18 protein-coding genes are annotated in these 18,355 nt (G+C 43.2%); 6 read left to right on the plus strand and 12 right to left on the minus strand.

The features are described from left to right. Positions 1-27: 27 nt before the first annotated feature. From CFT61_RS13945 to CFT61_RS13955, 3 genes are all read right to left on the minus strand, one after another. Positions 28-1,050 carry an electron transfer flavoprotein subunit alpha/FixB family protein gene (locus CFT61_RS13945; protein ID WP_089545009.1) on the minus strand — a complete coding sequence of 341 codons (1,023 nt, stop codon included), beginning with the start codon at positions 1,048-1,050 and terminating at the stop codon, positions 28-30. Positions 1,051-1,107: 57 nt separating this feature from the next. Further along, positions 1,108-1,977: an electron transfer flavoprotein subunit beta/FixA family protein gene (locus tag CFT61_RS13950; RefSeq protein WP_089545010.1), complete on the minus strand. Its 870-nt coding sequence runs from the start codon at positions 1,975-1,977 to the stop codon at positions 1,108-1,110. Between the two features lie 184 nt (positions 1,978-2,161). After that, positions 2,162-2,764 carry a riboflavin synthase gene (locus CFT61_RS13955; protein ID WP_089545011.1) on the minus strand — a complete coding sequence of 201 codons (603 nt, stop codon included), beginning with the start codon at positions 2,762-2,764 and terminating at the stop codon, positions 2,162-2,164. Between the two features lie 201 nt (positions 2,765-2,965). Between CFT61_RS13955 and CFT61_RS13960 the strand changes: the two genes are divergently transcribed. Then, complete coding sequence (locus CFT61_RS13960; RefSeq protein ID WP_254918988.1) at positions 2,966-3,655, plus strand: PDDEXK nuclease domain-containing protein; 690 nt, start codon at positions 2,966-2,968, stop codon at positions 3,653-3,655. Between the two features lie 54 nt (positions 3,656-3,709). Continuing rightward, positions 3,710-4,591 (plus strand): proline iminopeptidase, encoded by an 882-nt coding sequence (gene pepI / locus CFT61_RS13965; RefSeq protein ID WP_089545012.1) that lies wholly within the window; start codon positions 3,710-3,712, stop codon positions 4,589-4,591. An 11-nt stretch (positions 4,592-4,602) separates the two neighbouring features. On the opposite strand, the gene CFT61_RS13970 is transcribed toward pepI, so the two are convergent. The 4 genes from CFT61_RS13970 to CFT61_RS13990 all read right to left on the minus strand — a co-directional run bounded on the left by CFT61_RS13970 (position 4,603) and on the right by CFT61_RS13990 (position 8,501). Next, the gene (locus tag CFT61_RS13970) at positions 4,603-4,920 is read right to left on the minus strand and encodes an outer membrane beta-barrel protein (protein WP_254918990.1); all 318 of its coding nucleotides are present in this window, start codon (positions 4,918-4,920) and stop codon (positions 4,603-4,605) included. A gap of 113 nt (positions 4,921-5,033) precedes the next feature. Beyond that, positions 5,034-5,669 (minus strand): hypothetical protein, encoded by a 636-nt coding sequence (locus CFT61_RS13975; protein WP_142990644.1) that lies wholly within the window; start codon positions 5,667-5,669, stop codon positions 5,034-5,036. 469 nt (positions 5,670-6,138) lie between these two features. After that, positions 6,139-7,188, minus strand: coding sequence for a 5-methylcytosine-specific restriction endonuclease system specificity protein McrC (mcrC, locus tag CFT61_RS13985; RefSeq protein WP_089545016.1), 1,050 nt, complete (start codon positions 7,186-7,188; stop codon positions 6,139-6,141). Next, complete coding sequence (locus tag CFT61_RS13990) at positions 7,185-8,501, minus strand: AAA family ATPase (protein ID WP_228112876.1); 1,317 nt, start codon at positions 8,499-8,501, stop codon at positions 7,185-7,187. The genes mcrC and CFT61_RS13990 overlap by 4 nt, the downstream gene beginning before the upstream one ends. A gap of 91 nt (positions 8,502-8,592) precedes the next feature. Between CFT61_RS13990 and CFT61_RS17355 the strand changes: the two genes are divergently transcribed. Continuing rightward, complete coding sequence (locus CFT61_RS17355; RefSeq protein ID WP_228112880.1) at positions 8,593-8,877, plus strand: hypothetical protein; 285 nt, start codon at positions 8,593-8,595, stop codon at positions 8,875-8,877. A 428-nt stretch (positions 8,878-9,305) separates the two neighbouring features. Here CFT61_RS17355 and CFT61_RS13995 read toward each other — a convergent pair whose 3' ends face one another. Both CFT61_RS13995 and CFT61_RS14000 read right to left on the minus strand, forming a co-directional pair. Further along, a complete protein-coding gene (locus CFT61_RS13995) occupies positions 9,306-10,805 on the minus strand; it encodes an RNA-binding domain-containing protein (protein WP_176425618.1) in 1,500 nt (499 codons plus the stop codon). Positions 10,806-10,969: 164 nt separating this feature from the next. Continuing rightward, on the minus strand, positions 10,970-11,569 hold the full coding sequence (locus CFT61_RS14000; RefSeq protein WP_089545019.1) for an HU family DNA-binding protein: 600 nt from the start codon (positions 11,567-11,569) through the stop codon (positions 10,970-10,972). A gap of 437 nt (positions 11,570-12,006) precedes the next feature. Here CFT61_RS14000 and CFT61_RS17465 point away from each other — a divergent pair, with 437 nt between their 5' ends. Then, positions 12,007-12,282 (plus strand): DUF1810 family protein, encoded by a 276-nt coding sequence (locus CFT61_RS17465; protein WP_142990646.1) that lies wholly within the window; start codon positions 12,007-12,009, stop codon positions 12,280-12,282. Positions 12,283-12,329: 47 nt separating this feature from the next. On the opposite strand, the gene CFT61_RS14005 is transcribed toward CFT61_RS17465, so the two are convergent. Next, positions 12,330-13,010 (minus strand): hypothetical protein, encoded by a 681-nt coding sequence (locus tag CFT61_RS14005; RefSeq protein WP_142990645.1) that lies wholly within the window; start codon positions 13,008-13,010, stop codon positions 12,330-12,332. 22 nt (positions 13,011-13,032) lie between these two features. After that, the gene (locus CFT61_RS17055) at positions 13,033-13,836 is read right to left on the minus strand and encodes a hypothetical protein (RefSeq protein WP_176425619.1); all 804 of its coding nucleotides are present in this window, start codon (positions 13,834-13,836) and stop codon (positions 13,033-13,035) included. 379 nt (positions 13,837-14,215) lie between these two features. On the opposite strand from CFT61_RS17055, the gene dnaG reads away from it, so the two are divergent. Beyond that, positions 14,216-16,177 carry a DNA primase gene (gene dnaG / locus CFT61_RS14015; protein ID WP_089545021.1) on the plus strand — a complete coding sequence of 654 codons (1,962 nt, stop codon included), beginning with the start codon at positions 14,216-14,218 and terminating at the stop codon, positions 16,175-16,177. A gap of 16 nt (positions 16,178-16,193) precedes the next feature. Next, positions 16,194-17,618, plus strand: coding sequence for a cardiolipin synthase (gene cls / locus CFT61_RS14020; protein ID WP_089545022.1), 1,425 nt, complete (start codon positions 16,194-16,196; stop codon positions 17,616-17,618). 156 nt (positions 17,619-17,774) lie between these two features. Here cls and CFT61_RS14025 read toward each other — a convergent pair whose 3' ends face one another. Beyond that, positions 17,775-18,305, minus strand: coding sequence for an RsmD family RNA methyltransferase (locus tag CFT61_RS14025; protein ID WP_089545023.1), 531 nt, complete (start codon positions 18,303-18,305; stop codon positions 17,775-17,777). Positions 18,306-18,355 lie beyond the last annotated feature (50 nt).

Consider the following 18,355-nt stretch of genomic DNA (forward strand, 5'->3'; position numbering starts at 1 on the left):
TCTTATTTAAATAATGTGTAATGCAGATTACTTAGAATTCTGCTTGTAGTACTTGATGAGCTTAGGAACCACATCCTCTACATTACCGTTGATAACGTAGTCGGCAATCTTGTTGATTGGAGCATCAGGATCGTTGTTCACAGAGATGATGATACCTGAATCCTGCATACCGGCGATGTGCTGAATCTGACCAGAGATTCCGCAGGCGATATAAACCTTAGGATGAACGGTAACACCAGTCTGACCAATCTGACGGTCGTGATCTACCCAACCTGCATCTACTGCAGCACGGGAAGCACCTACCTCACCATGGAGGAGATGAGCCAACTCGAAGAGCTGGTCGAAGCCTTCCTTGCTTCCTACACCATAACCGCCGGCTACAACGATGGCAGAACCCTTCAGGTTGTGCTTGGCAGCCTCTACGTGGTGGTCGAGTACCTTTACTACAAAGTCTTCAGCAGGAACATACTTGCTTACCTCTGGATAAACCACTTCCTTCTTGCACTCACCCTCGTAGATGCTCTTCTGCATTACGCCGGAACGGACGGTAGCCATCTGAGGACGGTGCTCTGGGTTGACGATGGTAGCCACGATGTTACCACCGAAAGCAGGACGAATCTGATAGAGCAGACCCTCATAGTGCTTGCCGCTCTTCTTGTCGTCGTAATCACCGATTTCAAGCTCTGTACAGTCGGCTGTAAGACCGCTGGTCAATGAAGAAGAAACACGAGGACCGAGGTCGCGACCGATAACGGTGGCACCCATCAATGCAATCTGAGGCTTCTCCTCCTTGAAGAGGTTGACGAGAATGTCGGTATGTGGAGCTGAAGTGTATGGGAACAATCCCTCAGCATCGAAAACAAATAATTTATCTACACCATAAGGGAGAATCTGATCCTCTACCTGACCCTTGATGCCAGTACCAGCCACGATGGCATGGAGCTCCACGCCCTGCTGGTTAGCGAGCTTACGACCCTTGGTGAGCAATTCCTGAGATACTTCGGCAACGGTTGTGCCTTCTACCTCGCAATATACAAATACGTTGTTCATTGTCTTTTTTAATAAAGCATTTTTAAATGAATCGGAATCTGAATCATCCTTCGATGATTATCCGATAATACTTTCGTCCAACAATTCCTTCATCAGTCCGTCGATGTCCTCATCGCTGCTGGTCAAGGTCTTGCTCTCCTTTGCCTGGAACACGATGTTCTTCACGGCCTTCACCTTGGTAGGTGAACCGCTCAAACCACACTGTGCAGGGTCGCCATCCACATCGGCAACGCTCCACTGGTTCAAGGTGAGGTAAGGGCGCTCCTCATAGAGGTTGGCCCAAGGCTCATCACCCTTGCGCTCCATAGGGCAGGTAGCGTATTTATATTTCATCACGAGCTTCACGTTGCATGGGCGACATGGAGCAGCACTTCCGTTTACGGTGATAACCAGTGGCAATGGAGCCTCTACGGTCTCAACACCACCATCGATGAGGCGGCGGATTGTAGCCTTGCCGTCTTCTACCTTGAGGATTTCCTCGGCATAGGTAACCTGGTTGAAGCCCAGCTTCTGAGCCACCTGAGGACCTACCTGAGCAGTATCACCATCGATAGCCTGGCGACCACCGATCACGATATCCACGTCACCGATCTTCTGGATTCCGGTAGCAAGGGCATAGGAAGTAGCCAATGTATCAGCACCGGCAAAGAGGCGGTCGGTGAGCAACCAACCGGTGTCTGCACCACGATAAAGACCCTGACGGATGATTTCTCCCGCACGAGGAGGACCCATGGTCAAAATTCCAACTGTAGAACCTGGATTCTGCTCCTTCAGACGGAGAGCCTGCTCCAGCGCGTTCAAATCTTCTGGATTGAAGATAGCAGGAAGGGCTGCACGGTTCACGGTGCCCTCGGCTGTCATCGCATCCTTACCCACATTTCTTGTGTCAGGTACTTGCTTGGCAAGTACAACGATTTTCAAACTCATATTTAAAAATGGTTATTGTTATAATTCTCTTAAGTTGTTAGTGTTCGGAGCTCAAATCCTTGATTTGGGAGCAAACACGTCGGCAAAAGTACCATTTTTTTGTCTTTTACCCAAATATTTTAAAGAAAAAATGCACAAATGTCTTTATCTTGTGCGCAAAAAGAGACATTTGTGCAGGTTTTTCTTACTCGAAGCTTTTCAATCTTGCGATATACTTGCCGAGAATATCGAATTCTATATTCACCACGGTTCCTACTTCGATGTTGCAGAAGTTGGTGTTCTCTCGGGTGTAAGGGATGATGGCTACGGTGAAGGTGTTGTCAGTTGGCTCGCAGACGGTGAGTGAAACGCCGTTCACTGTCACGCTGCCCTTATCTACGGTGAAGTAGCCCTTGCGCGCCATCTCCTTGTTCAGTTCATATTCGAAGGTGAAGTAGGTAGAACCGTCTGCATCCTTCATGTTGATGCACTTGGCGGTTTCATCCACGTGTCCCTGCACGATATGGCCGTCCAGTCTGCCGTTCATAATCATCGAGCGCTCCACGTTCACCTTGTCGCCCACCTTCAGCAGACCGAGGTTGCTTCTATCCAGGGTTTCCTTCATGGCGGTAACGGTATAGGTACCGTCCTTGATTTCCACCACGGTGAGGCAGACGCCATTGTGCGCCACGCTCTGGTCGATGCCGAGTTCATCTACGAACGAACATTTCAGGGTAAAGTCGATGTTCTCCTTATCCTGTTTAATCGCCACTACGGTGGCCATTTCTTCTACGATTCCACTAAACATATATTCTATTTTTATTTGATTTCATGATTATTTAAAATGCAAAGATATTGCATTAGCTTGAAGCAACCAAATTATTTAAGTTCTTTTGATAAAATAATCGAGATATATTTGTTTAATTGCCATATTTTTTATATTTTTGCACATTATAATATGTGCACATGATAAATGTGATATACATGTTTTTCCAAAACTCCACCGAATATGAAGAATAATGAAACCCAAATGTCGCAAAACAATGACTTCGATGGTCTTGTAGCCCATATTCAGCAAACGCAAGATGTATTGCAGAACAATGCTCGCTTAGTGATTAATCGCCACGTCACAGCCAAGGCTTGGTTGACGGGCTATTATATTGTGGAGTATGAGCAGAAGGGAGCTGATAGAGCTAAGTATGGTGATCAACTTTTGAAGAAGTTGGCAGAGAAGTTGAAAGACAAGAAGACTTTCAGCTATAGAAGCCTAAATATTTATCGAAAGTTTTATTTGACCTATCCTGCGTTGAATGACCAAATAAAGCATTTTGTTTTGTCTTTGCCGTCAATTGTGCAGACAGTGTCTGCACAATTCCAACTGTCTGTTCTTGTCTTCTATCATAGGATATTGAAACGCCATGTCATCATCGAATTGAAAGCGAATCGTCTGAACTATGCCGATGCCGCCCAGCTTCACATGTATCTTGCTTACTATCGCAAGAACATCATGCAGCCAGATGATAATCCGCCAATCGGTATTCTCCTTTGCTCGGAAGTAGGACAGGAAATGGCAGAGTATTCTTTGCTTGATTTGGATGAGAGTGTGTTTATCTCCAAGTATCAACTCAATGTGCCTTCAAAGGAACGAATGACAGAGTTCTTGCGTAAGGAAAATGAGGGACTATATAATAAGGTATAGGAGCAGCAAAATTAGATAACACAGTTTAGGTAACAATAAAAACATTTGAAGACAATGGAAATCAAGGAAGGATATATGCCCTTCATGGGCTATCAAACATATTATCGTATCGTAGGTAAAACAGAGGAGGGCAAGAGCCCTATCATCCTCTTGCATGGTGGACCAGGCAGTACCCACAACTATTTCGAGCTATTGGATAGGGTAGCGGAATCAGGTAGAGCTGTCATCATGTACGACCAGTTGGGCTGTGGCAACTCATTTGTGGAGGGACATCCCGAACTCTGGACTCCTGAGACTTGGCTCAACGAACTCTGTGTGCTCATCGACTATCTCCACATCGACCATTTTCATCTCTTGGGACAGTCGTGGGGTGGCATGCTCGCCATCATCTATCTGATAGAGAAGCAAGCAAAGGGCGTGAAGTCAGCCATCCTCAGCAGCACTCTTTCGAGCAGCAAGCTTTGGGCAAGTGAGCAACATCGCATGATTAAGTTTATGTCGGAGGAAGACCAGCGTGCCATCGCTGAGGCTGAGGCGAAGGATGACTTTTCTAGCGAGGCGTATGCCAAGGCGAATGAGCACTTCATGCTCTTGCATTGTGCAGGCGAGGTAACGGAGGATAGCCCAGAGTGTCTTCGCCGGAAGAAACGTGCAGGTGCCGAGGCTTATCTCCATGGTTGGGGACCAAATGAATACACCCCGACTGGCACGCTTCGTGATTATGATTACACCGACCGCCTTGGCGAGATACAAGTGCCATGCTTGGTGATGAGTGGCACCAACGATCTCTGCACTCCATTGGTGGCGAAGACCCTCTATGATGGCATCTCCGATTCCAAGTGGCATCTCTTCGTAGGAGCGAGACACATGCCTTTCGCTGAGCAAAACGATGAGTATTGCCAGGTGCTGGAAGAATGGTTGGAGGAGAAAGATTAGGCTCTTTAGAATTAGAAACGGTTCAATTCCTCATGACCAGCACCCTTACCCTTGTATCGGTTCTTAGATGTGTTAAAGTTATATTGCAATGTCAAGAGCAAGGCACGGCTGTCGCTGGTGCTGCTTTGCCAAAGCGTAACATCCTTATTGTAGAATCGTATGTCACGATTGCTTTTGTTGAAGATGTCGTTAGCTTCAAGCGTAACCGAGAAACGATTCTTGCAGAAAGCCTTGTAAAGCTTGGCATTGAGGCTAGAGGAAGAACTGAGCTGCATGTTCTCCTTGTTTCCACGGCTGTTCCATTTAAACTCTTTATTAAAGTAAACGATTTATAAGTTGTCCATAATTAAAAAACTGTGTCAAACTACATTTATTGTAGTTTGACACAGTTTAGTTTACACTCTCGAATTTTATTTTATTTTTCCCTTTCAAGCAAAGTTATTTAGTTGTGTTTTAATCCATTAGAACTCTTATTTCTTAAATATTCTTCCTTTAATTCTCTCTCTACGCTTAGTGATGGATGATTATATATCTGCAAACGACATACTTCATTCGGTATTTTTTCATAAGATGGTGTATTTTCTATCCATATAAGGTGATTATCATCTATAGAATAGAGGTATTTTGTATCCGGTGTAGTTATATAATCACTAATATTTTTAACATAAAGTCTATTTGCTTTTTCATTATACATATAAGGTAATATGACATATCCTATTTTTTGTGGTGGAATAAAATATAATAATCTAAAAGAAGTTTTCTTACGAATTTTATAAAAACCAGTACATATATCTCCAACGATGTCTCCAGCTTTTAAACTGTCTAATATTACATTTGTTTTGCCAATAATATATGTTTTCTGCCATTGCCAAATTCTTTCATTATCCATATATTTATTTAAAGAGTTTAAAGCTACTTTCGGTAAAATAAAATAGTTCTTGCCTTTATATACTTGCATTCTAAAATGAATATTCTCAGAAGGAATATCTATCTTTAAGTTTGTCTTTGAATACCTTTTAGAAAACGATTGGAAAAAAGGTATAGACATTATGCAAAGAGTGATAATCATTCTTTGCATAATGTCTATTTTATTTTTGGGGAGAAATATTAACATAAGCAGATATGTTAGAATTACTGAGCTCTCTTAAAAAAGGGGCTCTGTTAGTGTAATGTAAATAAAATAAGGTGTACAAATCTGTGAGCTGGAACATGGCACCATTGTTCTTGTTGCCGAAAGCATTGTATTTTCTGATGAAGTCACAACTTATCAAATCATTGAAGGCTTCGGTCAACTTTCCACCAGAAGTGAGTTTTAAGGATTTCATGATGTCCTCACGGCTCATTCCAATTTTCTTCTTGGCTAATCTCCAACAAGTTGATTTCTCGCTTTCTTCCTATTATATTTTGCTGCATATCTTTTGTCGTTTTGATGATGGGGCAAAGATACTATAAAATATTGAAAAATAAGCAGAAAAGCATAGAAAAGTGCCGATAGTGGTGCCAAAAGTCGATTTTTTTAGGACTTTTGGCACCACTATCAGTACTTTTTAGTAATTTGAATACGATACGAAAGCCTCTAATTGCTTCTCTATTTCAGCGAAAGGTACGTTGAGGTCAAGAGTGCGGAAGTATATGGTATTGCCATCCGCAAGCTTCATACTTCCATTGGGTGTGATGTCTTCGTCTGTTTTAGCATAAAGCAACATGCCATCCACTTTGCCAGAATGCAGTTTGTCCTTATTCATGACATATGTATGAATTTGGTACAAGTTGTTAGAATGTATAGTCGCTTTGTCAAATTGCACTTGCATGGTATGTCCATAATACTTGGTGTCAATGATGAGCGTTCGGTCATTGAGAGTAAGTAATATGTCAGTTTGCATGATAGGAAGAACATGAGTGGAAGATACTTCTCGGTTGATATTCCAATCTATTTGTGCAGCTTGAGCCTTGTATTCAGGATGTTTAGCCCTATAGTATTCTAAGACAAACTTCTCGAAAAGGCGACAAAGGTGTTCATCCGTAAATGATTTCATCTTATATTTTCCCTTTTCAGTTGTCATCAGAATATCTTCGGTAAGGAAATAACAGACATAAAGCAACATTTGATAGGACTTGTTATTTCTGTCGAATGCCAGCATGTTCCATTTTACCGTGCTTAGTTCGATGATGTCGATGCCTGAAAAGAACAGCATGAGATTCTTTAGCTTAGTCTTTTGACCTTTTTTGATGGCTCCGTGCTTGAGAAGTCCAAAGACTGTAGCTTTTATAATCTGATTGAAGATGTTGTTTTCCGATAACTCATCATATTCACAACCGATTTCTTGCTTTCTGCATAACTTGTTTTGTATGGTAACTTTCAAGTCAAGTTTTCCACGAAGGGTAGGGAGTGAGTCTTTGCGAATGATATATTGCTTGAGGATGCCTTGTTTCAATTGACATGAGATACCCTTGATGAGAATTTCGGCAAACAATTGTTGTATATTGTCGAAATCCTCACCAGCAATCTCTTCATAATTGTTCTGCTTTAGCTCACGAAAAGCATAAGTGAGCATAAAGTAGATGTTGAGTATGAATATGTTCTTGTCTTTCGTCATTTGAGTGAATCTAATAGTTTATCTACAGCCATTTGATACTTCGAATCGTTGTCAAACCAATATTCTCTAAGCATTGGCTTGATGTCATATTCCACGATATTCTCCAACCACAAATCATTGATGGTGCTTGGATTGGATGCGCAGAAGTAACTGTGCCCGATACAGAATCCCGAACCAAGTGAGTCGTCATTGATTATGTCATGGTTGAGTGAAACTATAGCATTGACAACTTTATTAAACTTATCATTTCCGATGGACTCTTGGTGCTTCTTGAAACCTTCAGTGTCAAATCCAGGAGTCATTTCATAGAAACTAAATCGACGGCGCAAGGCATAGTCTATCATGGCAAGGCTTCTGTCTGCAGTATTCATCATACCTATTATATATAGGTTGCTTGGCACGCTGAACATTTCGCCATTATAAGCTAATTTGATTTCTGTATCTCGATAGTCTTTTTCTATCAGCATCAACAATTCACCAAATATCTTGCTCAAATTTCCTCGGTTTATTTCATCTATGATGAAGAAGTAGTCCTTGTCGGGATTGCTTTGGGCTCGTTTGCAGAAGTTATAGAATACTCCCTTTTTGAGTTCGAATCCGCCATCCTCGTTAGGTCGATATCCCATCATGAAATCCTCATAGCTATAGTTTTGGTGAAATTGGATGAATTCGATTCTAGATTCGTCTTTTTCACCTATCATGGAATAAGCCAATCTCTTGGCGGAGAAAGTCTTACCTACACCAGGTGCTCCTTGCAGGATGATGTTCTTCTTGTTTTGCAAGAGTGAACGCAACTTGGTATAGTCTTTCTCGCTCATATACACTTCCTTGAGGAAGTCCTCTTCGGTATAGGATTCCAACTGTTTGTTGTCTTCTTTTGGATTAGCTTCTCTTATGAGATCTATCAGGTATTCATATTCGTCAGGTGTAACCTTGAAAAGCGAACCATTCTTGTTTTGGATGAATTCCATGCTTTTTAGCTCCTGTGCATCTTTGAATGTGGCGTAGTCGATAGGATATTGCAGAGTTTCTATTTTCTTGAAGCAAATGTGCTGTCCATCGGATGGTGTGTCGATTTCGGCAATGGCAACGATTTGTTTCACAGGGTTAGCCTCATACCCTATGACAATATCCCCTTTCTTGGCATTCACGAAGTTCTGAAAGATTCTTCGTGGATTGCCATTCTCATTATAAAGAGTATAGTCTTGGATTTCACCGACCTTCATCTTGGAGAAACTCCAAATCTTAGGACTGGCTACGAGCCACCAATATTGCTTGTCTATATTGTAATTTGTTTCTTTTGGGGTATCCATATCTTTTTTTGTAGATTCTTTCTTTAGTTCCTTAAGAATGTTTTGTAGTTCTTCTGTAAATTCAAAAATATCTTTTTGACCTTGTTCTGAAATGATTACAGATTGGAGCTTTGAAATGGATGCTTTATTTGCTTTTTTCATTCCAAAATATTTAGCTAAAGTGACAAGATCTTTCTTCTTGAATATTGGAATGCAGTCTTTCTTTGAATACAAAAATGCAATTTTCCATTTATATTCTTCACCAAGCTCTGTGATTGTATTTATAATTTCAAAATTTCCACTTTGTGCATTAGTCGCAATTGTAATTATGGCTTTTTTTACAACTTCAAATGCTTCAGAGGATGTCGGTTTATTGTATTCGGAGTGCCAAGCGTAGATTCCATCACTTGTTAATCTTTCATCCCAAACCTTTGTCTTACGCTGTTGGTATTTGAATATGCCTAATTTATAAGAGCTACCTCCCCAAATAGAGCCAAGATTGTATGTGCGTGTTTCTATCCAATAGCAAAAGGAATCCTCATTTTTAGTATCAGCGTATTGGTCAAGAGTCATTCCTTTTAGATTTTCAGTAGGAAATGCTAAAAGAAATGATTTCTTAATAAAATGAAGATATGCAATATGATTCTTTGTTTCATTTGTGTTGTTAAATTCAAGGCACAATGCCTCGTACTGATTTTCATTAAGTTTAAAGGATGGCTCTTCTCTAATTTCACCTAATTCCTAGTGTCTTAATAAAAAATCAGTAGCAGTCTTAAGGCTGATATTGAGATTACGTAATGCTTTGTTTAATCTAATACTCATATTTTATTTCTTTTTTAAGAGTGTTATTAATAATTTTTTACCTTTATCCGTTAGCTTAAATTTCTGAAATCTACTTTTCGGAATCTCAGGAATTGTTAACTCTAGAAATCCATGACTGACAAGTGGCTCAATATGCATCTTGTAGTTTTTGGTCTGGAATGTTAATCCTAAAAAAGTAAGAATTTCTCTTCTCGTTTTTGGGGTTAAGCAATAATCCAAAATCTTTTGAGTGTTTTCTGTGACATAGTTACTGACATGGTTACTGACATAGTTACTGACATAGTTACTTTCTCTGTTAGTAGCTCTGTCACTAGCTTTGTCACTATCCAGCCAAAAAGTGACAGTGCTGGTGCAGATATCACTCTCAAAAGTCACGTCATTTCCTGTGATTTCCTTCCACTCATTCATCATGTCGAAACCATAACCGATGGTTTCTGATAGATTTACCAGTCTGAATATCTTGGCGATAATCGGGTTGCGAGGATTGGAATAGAGATGGTTGCCCAGTTGGGATATAGGCACAGGATAGCCACCAGCATTGAAGAACTCGACTCTGTCGGTATAGATATGAATGCAGGAGTGAATGGTGCTGAATGGATCGAAGTGAGAGAGCATATTGACTAATGCTTCTCGCAAAATCTTAAACTGCGAGCGATCTTCCACATTGAAACCCTCATCGTTCATCATGAAAGGCGTATCCACGATGAGGCGCAGTCTCCTGATCATAATCTGAAAATACTCCCAAAGGTTCTCTTGCTCGGGAATGCGGTAGGTATAGCGGGTTCGGGCTTCTCTTACACTTCTACCTGGAATCTCCACCAAATCCATCCAAAACGTCGGTACATAATGACGAACCCATTCTTCTTTGCCGAAACACATCAAACCGCCATAATTCAGATGCCCCTCATTATCGGCGATGCCGATGCGCTTGCAGAAGTCGGTGATGTCATTGCCTATCAGATTGGGACGAGGACTGTATAGCTTGAAGTAATTGCGATAGTCACGAATGGTGTCCTCGTTGAGCATGGAGAGATTGGAGTCTAAGAGTATTTGCTCAGACTTGATGCCGAATGATTGGTTATGAAACATGGCGGTTATCTCACCATTGGTTGCTCGTTGGTCTCCACTGCCAAATCGGATGAATGTATTCTGTGGATTGTTATAGTAGATAGGCTTGTGGGGTGATGAGGCAATATGAAATGCCAAGACCCTATGCCCATCTATATGATAGAGCATACTCTTGGCATCGACTGGCTCATTGAACTTTTGGGAACGCAAAGTACCCAAAAAGTCTTGTTCCAACTTCTCTGCATTGTCAACTCCTGATATTTCAAACTTCTTGCCATTCTGCTTTATTCCAAGCACTATCCATCCGCCGGAAGTGTTTGCGAATGCACTTACGGTCTCCCATATATTCTTAGGAAGTTCACTCTTGGCTTCCTTTGCCTCGAAGTCTTCCCACTCGATGTCGTTGATTCTGTCTATCAGCTCTTCCTTGGTCATAATCTTAATGTTTTGGTGATTTCTTTTTGCAAATATACTCATAATAATAGATATTTGCAAGTTTTTATTTTTCTTTTCTAATTTCATTTTTCCTTTCACCTATCTTGCAATCATTTGTGAATCATTTGTTTATGGTGAAAGGAGAATGGAGAAAGCTGCCTTTGTTACTTTAGAAAATAGATAGGCGCATGGGGAGTTCCATCCTTCACCATGATATCTTTCTCGCAGAAATGAGTGAGCCACTTCTGAGCCATGTAAGGTGTCAAGCCGAAGTGGATGCGCATGATGCGAGTGGTGATGTAACGATTCTCTTGAAGATACTCCTTGATTTTCTCCAACATCTTTTCTTCTGAGTATTTTGTAGATTGGTTGGAATAAAGGGAGCGGACAAAGTGGACGTTGCGCTGTACTTCCTTCATCAGCTTTTCCTCTGGACGGAAGTTGATGCCAGTGATGCGTACTTCCTTGCCCGTAATCTTCTTGTCAGGATTCTCCTCAGGCATCTCTAGGCTAGCCGACATGGAGAAGTAGCCAATTTCTGGGATGTAAAAGCGGTGTCCCATGGAGAATTCTTCCACCAAAAGGTCATGAAGCTCTGCCAACACCGCAGCCACATCTCCCTTGGTGAGTGAGCAGCGGTTCTGGATTTTCTCTTGCAGTTGCTTCTCGGTCATAGGTTCATGCTGCACGATACGAACGTATTGGCGCTTTTCTCCTGTGCCCTGGGCATTGTTGAGAGTGTAAATGTCGTATTTCAGTTCCATATTTCTTGTTGTTTGATGTTTCGTTGTTTTCTATATTCTTTGTCTTCTATGAAAGATGATGCAAATATATATAATAATGTGATAACTTGTATCTTTTGGTGTAAAATATTAGGTTTATTTAAATATTGGTATATGTCATATGATTATACGGCATTTGTCATTCGACCGTATGATAAGTGTCGTGTAATCGCATGACAAATGTCACGCAATCGTTATAATTGCTTCCTTGCATCGTTATGGTTGCTTCCTTGTATCGTTATAATTGCTTCCTTGCATCATATAAGTCACAACATTGTTACCATCCATCTCATCCTTGCCAATTTCAAGAAATGCTCATTCTAAATGAATGGTTTTGCTCTGAATTACTCATTCTGAATGAGCAAAAATAATAGAAATTGCTCATTCGGAATGAATAAAAGGAGGATTTATACCCCAGCATTTGGTGGATTCAAAAAAGTAGTACCTTTGCTAACTTCTATGGGATTACCTGCCGAGAAGAAGCTGAGGCTTATCTGGAGAATAAGATACTCAATGAAAGGTTGAGAAAGGTTTGCTGTATTGATGCCGTCTTGCCCAATGATATCTTTGCGGAATGGCTGAACACCGCACACTACCTAATTTATTGTGTAAGAATTAGTTTAGTGCTGCTTAGTGAGGTGTGCGGTAGAAAATCGAAACTATGTTTCTACAACCTGGTAGTCGGAGAATCTTAATATAATAGTTCCTGCGGAGGGCACGAAAGTGCTCTCCGCAGGAACTATTATTGTTTACTGGAAGCTGCTTTCCATTCATCATAGATATGGCTAAAGATAGCTACGCCATCATTCAGTTGCTTCCTAGCTATAGACTTATCTTTGTTCCACCATTCAAGAATGTAATTCTTCAGTCCCTCATATTCCTTTTGATCCTTGAATTGTCGATCCAGGCTTCCCATTTTGCCAAGCGTTGCATTGTAAAGAATAAATGCCCTTTTCTGTCCATTAGGCTTCAGTGCATACCAAGTAGCCCAAGAGTTTCCTGTGTTTATGCCATTGCCAGGCAGAAATACGTGAACTTGGTAGACAGATGCATTCTTGCCGCGGTAAAGGAGTTCCATAAGGCGATCCTCTTTTACAGTCCTAATCGAATTACGTGCTATCGTTTGGCAATGTTCCCACACTTCACCTTCCGGGTGTTCCTCTGTGAGTGCAAGCCATTCCATCTTGGTTACTTTCTCAGCATCGTACTTCTTGGCTTTTTTGCCATCTGGATTCTCGGCAAGTCTTACTTGATATTCTAGCGCCCACCCCATGTACTTCTTAGGAATGTAGCCCTCTATCTGTTTGCCATCCATCATAGTGAGGCGAACATGACGCATTTCTGGGTCGTCATTCTTGCGAGCGTGTGCAGCTATCGCTACCACCATTACTGCCATGAGCAGCCAAAACTTCATTGCTTTCATAATGATTCCTTTTAGTTGTTATTTATTGTTTGTCATCTAATACTTCTATCACTCGTTGTATCATAGAACTTCGGTTGTGTTCACCTAGTCCAATGAGTTTCTTTTCCCATTCCTGCGAAAGTCCTACACAGTGGCAAAGTTCTCGGATAAAGGATTTGTCGCATTTCTTATAGGTATCTCCCAGACATATAAGCTTGCCATCAGTCTGTCTGACATAGAAGTCGCAAGCCGTCTTGCTTGGGATGAAAAACATTGCTGCTGCTGTGTTACATTGCCTAGCTTTCATTCCTCCCATGTCCGTCACGGAATAACCTTGGGAGGCATAAATATAGACTTGCAATCGTGGGTGGTTGATATATAGCCAGCTCCATCCCACATTTTCCAAAGGAACAAGTGTGCGTACGTTTTGCTTGGAGGTTGCATTCCACACCACTACAGAATCAATGTTGGCGAAAGGTATCACATCGCTAGTGCATTGGCGAGAAAAGAAGTTTCTATAAACTTGAACATCCTTTTTCTTGCGTGGCAAGTCTATTCGGTCATTACTTTCATAGAGTTGCTGGATACCATTCTTTAGGTACACTCGTCCCTCGCATGATTGAGCTTGCATGCTAATAGTTCCCATATAAGCAAACAAAATGCTAATGATGAGATATATTCGCCCCAAATTTACCTCCTCATGCACGGCATTTTTGATCTTTCGGATGGTCTTGCCATTGGAAAGACGCCAACCTTCTATTTCTTCATATTTGCACATAAGCGATTTCTCTTGATAATTATTGCAAATATACGAGGAAACTTTCTGATTACCAAATAAATTAACCATTTTTTTTATAAAAATAGGCACGCATCCTTTCGGGGGCGTGCCTATAACCTTATTATTATATTATACCTTTATATTCATCATGTTGCCACGTAAGCGGAGGATGAATTTCTCGCGCTTGCCCTTGAGTAGATTTCCGTTGATACGTTTCTGCTTGATGAACTGGTCTATGGCAGCAGAATGTCCGATTTATGTATTTGATGTATGATGGCTGCAAAGGTAGGAATATTCGTCGTATTTCCTTTGTCAAATGTATTCTTTCCTTTATTCTTTGTTTCATTTTGGCTTTCCATGCGGTTTCGGTACGTCTTTTTCCTTAAATGTTTTGTGTTTTCAGAGAAAAGTATTAATTTTGCAACATAAAAATAAGAGGATTAGAATAATGATAGACAAACCGACGATAGCACGTATCATGGACTCCACCAAGATAGAAGAGGTGGTGTCCGAATTCGTCACGCTCAAAAAGCGCGGCATCAACTATGTCGGCTTGTGTCCTTTCCATAACGATTCACATCCATCCTTCTCCGTTTCTCCTACGCGTGGCATCTGCCATTGCTTTACCTGCGGAAAGGGTGGAAACGCCATCAACTTCCTGATGGAGCTGGAGCAGATGACCTATCCTGAGGCACTGAGATGGCTGGCTAACAAATACCATATCGAGATTCAGGAACGCGAGATGACCAACGAGGAGAAGCTGCGCGAAAACGAACGCGAATCGATGTTCATCGTGAATGAATGGGCGGCGAAATACTTCCAGGACATCCTGCAGAATGATGTGGATGGTAGAGCCATCGGCATGCAGTATTTCAGAAGCCGAGGATTCAGAGACGACATCATCCGGAAATTCCAGCTGGGATTCGCCCTGAACCAGCGCACGGCGCTCTTCGACGAGGCGGTGAAGAAAGGATATCAGCCGAAATACCTGGTGGATACCGGTCTCTGCTTCAAGGTGGACAAGGAGGAAGCGGGCAACAAGAGCGGACAGGACAAGTATCTGGACCGATTCTCCGGGCGCGCCATCTTCCCGTGGCTGAGTGTGAGCGGAAAGGTGGTGGCTTTCGGCGGACGTGTGCTGGATACTCGTACCAAGGGTGTGAGCCAGAAATACGTGAACTCGCCCGACAGTATCATCTACCACAAGGAGCGGGAACTCTACGGACTGTATCAGGCAAAGAAGGCCATCGCCAAGGAAGACTGCGTGTATATGGTGGAGGGATATACGGATGTAATCTCCATGCACCAGTGCGGCATCGAAAACGTGGTGGCCAACTCGGGTACGGCGCTGAGCATCCATCAGATCAGACTGCTCCACCGATTCACCAGCAACATCGTATTGCTCTACGACGGCGATGCTGCGGGTGTGCATGCGGCGCTGCGAGGTACCGACATGCTGCTGGAGGAGGAGATGAACGTGAAGGTGCTCTTCCTGCCGGATGGAAACGACCCTGACAGCTTTGCCCGAAGCCATACCGCTGCAGATTTCAGAAAATACATAGAGGAAAACCAGAAGGACTTCATACAGTTTAAGACCGACCTCTCGCTGAACGGCGTGACCGATCCGGTGAAGAGAAGCCAGGCGATCAACAGCATCGTGGAGAGCATCTCGAAGATCAAGAACCAGATTACCCGAGCCTCTTACATCACCGACTGCGCCCACCGGCTGGGCGTGAACGAGGCGATTATCGTGAATGCGCTGAACAACTTCGTGAGAAACGGCATGAGCGAGCAGGTGAAGGCTGAACGGCGCGCAGCTGGACTGAGAGACCCGAAGGCTACTGCCCCACAGCAGGGAATGCAGGCTGCCATGAGGGGCGTGACGCCGCTGGACAAGCTGCTGGAGGTGGAAGACCTGCTGGTGAAGCTGATCATACATCACGGAGAAAAGCATATCGTGGTGAAGGATGTGGAGGGCAACGATATTGAACTGCCGATAGCACAATATATCTATCTGGATATGTCGGGCGATGAATTCAGATTCCATAACGAGCTTTATAACAAAATCTTGCAGGAAACGCTGGAGCATCTGGAGGATGAGAACTTCGTGGCGGAAAACTATTTTGCCAACCATCCGAATCCGGAGGTGAGCAGGATTGCCAGTCTGCCGACGGGAGAACAGGAGGTTTCTACGGCGAGTCTGCAGCTGCAGCTGAACGCTGAAAAGCTGCGCCAGTTTGTCTTCAAGGATCTGCTGAGCTTCCGCACACATTATATCGCACAGCGACTGATAGAGGTGCAGCAGGAATTTGCCAGAAATCCTTCGAACAGGGAGCTGGTGGAGGAGTTTATGAAACTGAAGAAGATGAACTCGCTGCTTGCCAGCCAGACCAACTCGGTATTCAACTAGATTAAAAAAGAAAGGTATGATATATATTCATTGGATTTATCTCTTGCTTTATATGGCGATCATGATTCCCGCTATCATCACCGTCTTGATGGACAACCGACAGCCCGCCAAGACGATGGCGTGGATTCTTGTGCTCGCTTTCATGCCTTTCGTGGGAATCATCTTCTACATCTTCTTCGGGCAGAACACGAGAAAGGAACGGCTGATCAGCGATAGAAGCATGGACCAGTTGACCAAACGATCGATGCTGGAGTTTGCCGAGCAGGAGAATCTGCATATCCCAGCCAACAACAAGCCGCTGATGAATCTCTTTACCAATCAGAACTGGGCATTCCCGTTTAAGGACAATCAGGTGGATATCTTTACCGATGGTTATGAATTTATCTTCTCCTTATTATATAATATAGGTCAGGCGAAGCATCACATCCATCTGGATACCTACATCTTCGAGGATGATGCCCTGGGCTACCTGGTGGCTGATGCCCTGATAGACAAGGCGGAACAGGGAGTGGAAGTCAGACTGATATACGATGACGTGGGCTGCTGGAAGGTGAAGGATGCCTTCTTTGAGCGCATGAGGGAAGCGGGCATCGATGTGCATTCGTTTATGCCGGTAAGGTTTCCGGCGTTTACCAGCAAGGTGAACTACCGCAATCACCGCAAGATATGCGTGATAGACGGCAGGGTAGGATTTATCGGTGGCATGAACATCGCCAAGCGCTATGTGAAGGGCACCGGGAAGCAGAAGTGGCGCGATACGCATCTGAGGATAGAGGGCGGAGGCGTGTATGCCCTGCAGCGTGCTTTCCTGATAGACTGGTATTTTGTGGATCGCACCTTGGTGTCAAACCGAAAGTATTATCCTCCGGTGGATTCGAAAATCAGGAATAATTGTCTGGTGCAGGTAGTAACGAGCAGTCCGATTGCTCCATGGCCTGATATCATGCAGGGATATGTGCGCATTCTGCTCCAGGCGCAGAAGTATGTGTATATGGAGACGCCTTATTTCCTGCCTACCGAACCTGTGCTCTTTGCGATGCGCACGGCGGCGCTGGCGGGAGTAGATATCCGTTTGCTGATGCCTAGACATTCAGATGCCAGGATGGTGGAGTGGGCTTCGCGTTCTTATCTGATGGAGGCGATAGAGGCTGGCGTGAAGGTTTATCTCTATACGGGTGGATTCAATCACAGCAAGTTGCTGGTGAGCGATGACAATCTCTGTACCGTGGGCAGCACAAATGTGGATTTCCGTAGTTTTGAGAATAATTTCGAGGCGAATGCCTTCTTCTATGATGAGGAAATGGCTCAGAGAATCAAGCGGATTTATCTGAAGGATGAATCCAGCAGCATTCTGGTGGATGATGTGGCGTATTTCGTAAGGCGCCCGTTCCTGAAAAGATTGTTCGAGAGTATCGTAAGATTGCTTTCGCCGCTGCTGTAAAAAAGGGAGGGTGTTGTAATCTTGCTTCTGCCCTTTGTTTTTTTCCCAATACGCCCTGAAAGGGCAGAAGCTCCTAGCCCAGGGCATCGCCCTGGGTAGTCTTGTGTTTCCCCTTTCGTCCTGAAAGGGCAGAAGCTTTAAAACAATCAGCAGATTTTATCTGAATATCGAGAAGTTTACGCTTCCGTAACTTCTATGCTCCAGGAATCTTGGATGGTCGGAGAAATCGTAGTTCTTGCCATGTTCGAAAACGAAGATGCCCTCTTCGTTGAGAAGATCGCCATTGAGTACGAGGTCTGGAATCTCGGGGAGCTTCTCCAGTGCGTATGGCGGATCGGCAAAGATGAAATCGAACTTCTGCTTGCAGGTTCTCAGGAAGCGGAATACATCGCCGCGAATCAGAAGATCCCTGTCTTCGCCCAGTTTCTTGAAACACTCGCGGATGAAGTTGGCATGGTCGCGGTCGGCCTCTACGCTGATTACTCGGCTGCATCCACGGGATACCAGTTCCAGCGAGATACTGCCTGTGCCGGCAAAGAGGTCGAGGGCTGTGGCATCCTCGAAATCGATGTAATTCTGCAAAACATTAAAGATGTTCTCCTTTGCGAAATCTGTAGTTGGTCGCGCCTTGAACGAACGTGGTATGTCGAAGTGGCGACCCTTATATTGTCCTGTTATGATTCTCATAATTAACTTTTAACTATCAACTTTTAACTATCAATTTTTAACAATCAGCT

The organism is Segatella copri (assembly GCF_002224675.1).
Taxonomy (GTDB): domain Bacteria; phylum Bacteroidota; class Bacteroidia; order Bacteroidales; family Bacteroidaceae; genus Prevotella; species Prevotella copri_U.

What these genes read in the sequence shown, in the direction of transcription:
- CFT61_RS17055 (WP_176425619.1), bottom strand. Translation starts at nt 13,836, where the DNA reads ATGGTTAATTTATTTGGTAATCAGAAAGTTTCCTCGTATATTTGCAAT.
- CFT61_RS14025 (WP_089545023.1), bottom strand. Translation starts at nt 18,305, where the DNA reads ATGAGAATCATAACAGGACAATATAAGGGTCGCCACTTCGACATACCA.
- pepI (WP_089545012.1), top strand. Translation starts at nt 3,710, where the DNA reads ATGGAAATCAAGGAAGGATATATGCCCTTCATGGGCTATCAAACATAT.
- CFT61_RS17355 (WP_228112880.1), top strand. Translation starts at nt 8,593, where the DNA reads ATGATTACAGATTGGAGCTTTGAAATGGATGCTTTATTTGCTTTTTTC.
- CFT61_RS13960 (WP_254918988.1), top strand. Translation starts at nt 2,966, where the DNA reads ATGAAGAATAATGAAACCCAAATGTCGCAAAACAATGACTTCGATGGT.
- dnaG (WP_089545021.1), top strand. Translation starts at nt 14,216, where the DNA reads ATGATAGACAAACCGACGATAGCACGTATCATGGACTCCACCAAGATA.
- CFT61_RS13950 (WP_089545010.1), bottom strand. Translation starts at nt 1,977, where the DNA reads ATGAGTTTGAAAATCGTTGTACTTGCCAAGCAAGTACCTGACACAAGA.
- CFT61_RS13945 (WP_089545009.1), bottom strand. Translation starts at nt 1,050, where the DNA reads ATGAACAACGTATTTGTATATTGCGAGGTAGAAGGCACAACCGTTGCC.
- CFT61_RS13995 (WP_176425618.1), bottom strand. Translation starts at nt 10,805, where the DNA reads ATGACCAAGGAAGAGCTGATAGACAGAATCAACGACATCGAGTGGGAA.
- cls (WP_089545022.1), top strand. Translation starts at nt 16,194, where the DNA reads ATGATATATATTCATTGGATTTATCTCTTGCTTTATATGGCGATCATG.
- CFT61_RS13975 (WP_142990644.1), bottom strand. Translation starts at nt 5,669, where the DNA reads ATGCAAAGAATGATTATCACTCTTTGCATAATGTCTATACCTTTTTTC.
- CFT61_RS14000 (WP_089545019.1), bottom strand. Translation starts at nt 11,569, where the DNA reads ATGGAACTGAAATACGACATTTACACTCTCAACAATGCCCAGGGCACA.
- mcrC (WP_089545016.1), bottom strand. Translation starts at nt 7,188, where the DNA reads ATGACGAAAGACAAGAACATATTCATACTCAACATCTACTTTATGCTC.
- CFT61_RS13990 (WP_228112876.1), bottom strand. Translation starts at nt 8,501, where the DNA reads ATGGATACCCCAAAAGAAACAAATTACAATATAGACAAGCAATATTGG.
- CFT61_RS14005 (WP_142990645.1), bottom strand. Translation starts at nt 13,010, where the DNA reads ATGAAAGCAATGAAGTTTTGGCTGCTCATGGCAGTAATGGTGGTAGCG.
- CFT61_RS13955 (WP_089545011.1), bottom strand. Translation starts at nt 2,764, where the DNA reads ATGTTTAGTGGAATCGTAGAAGAAATGGCCACCGTAGTGGCGATTAAA.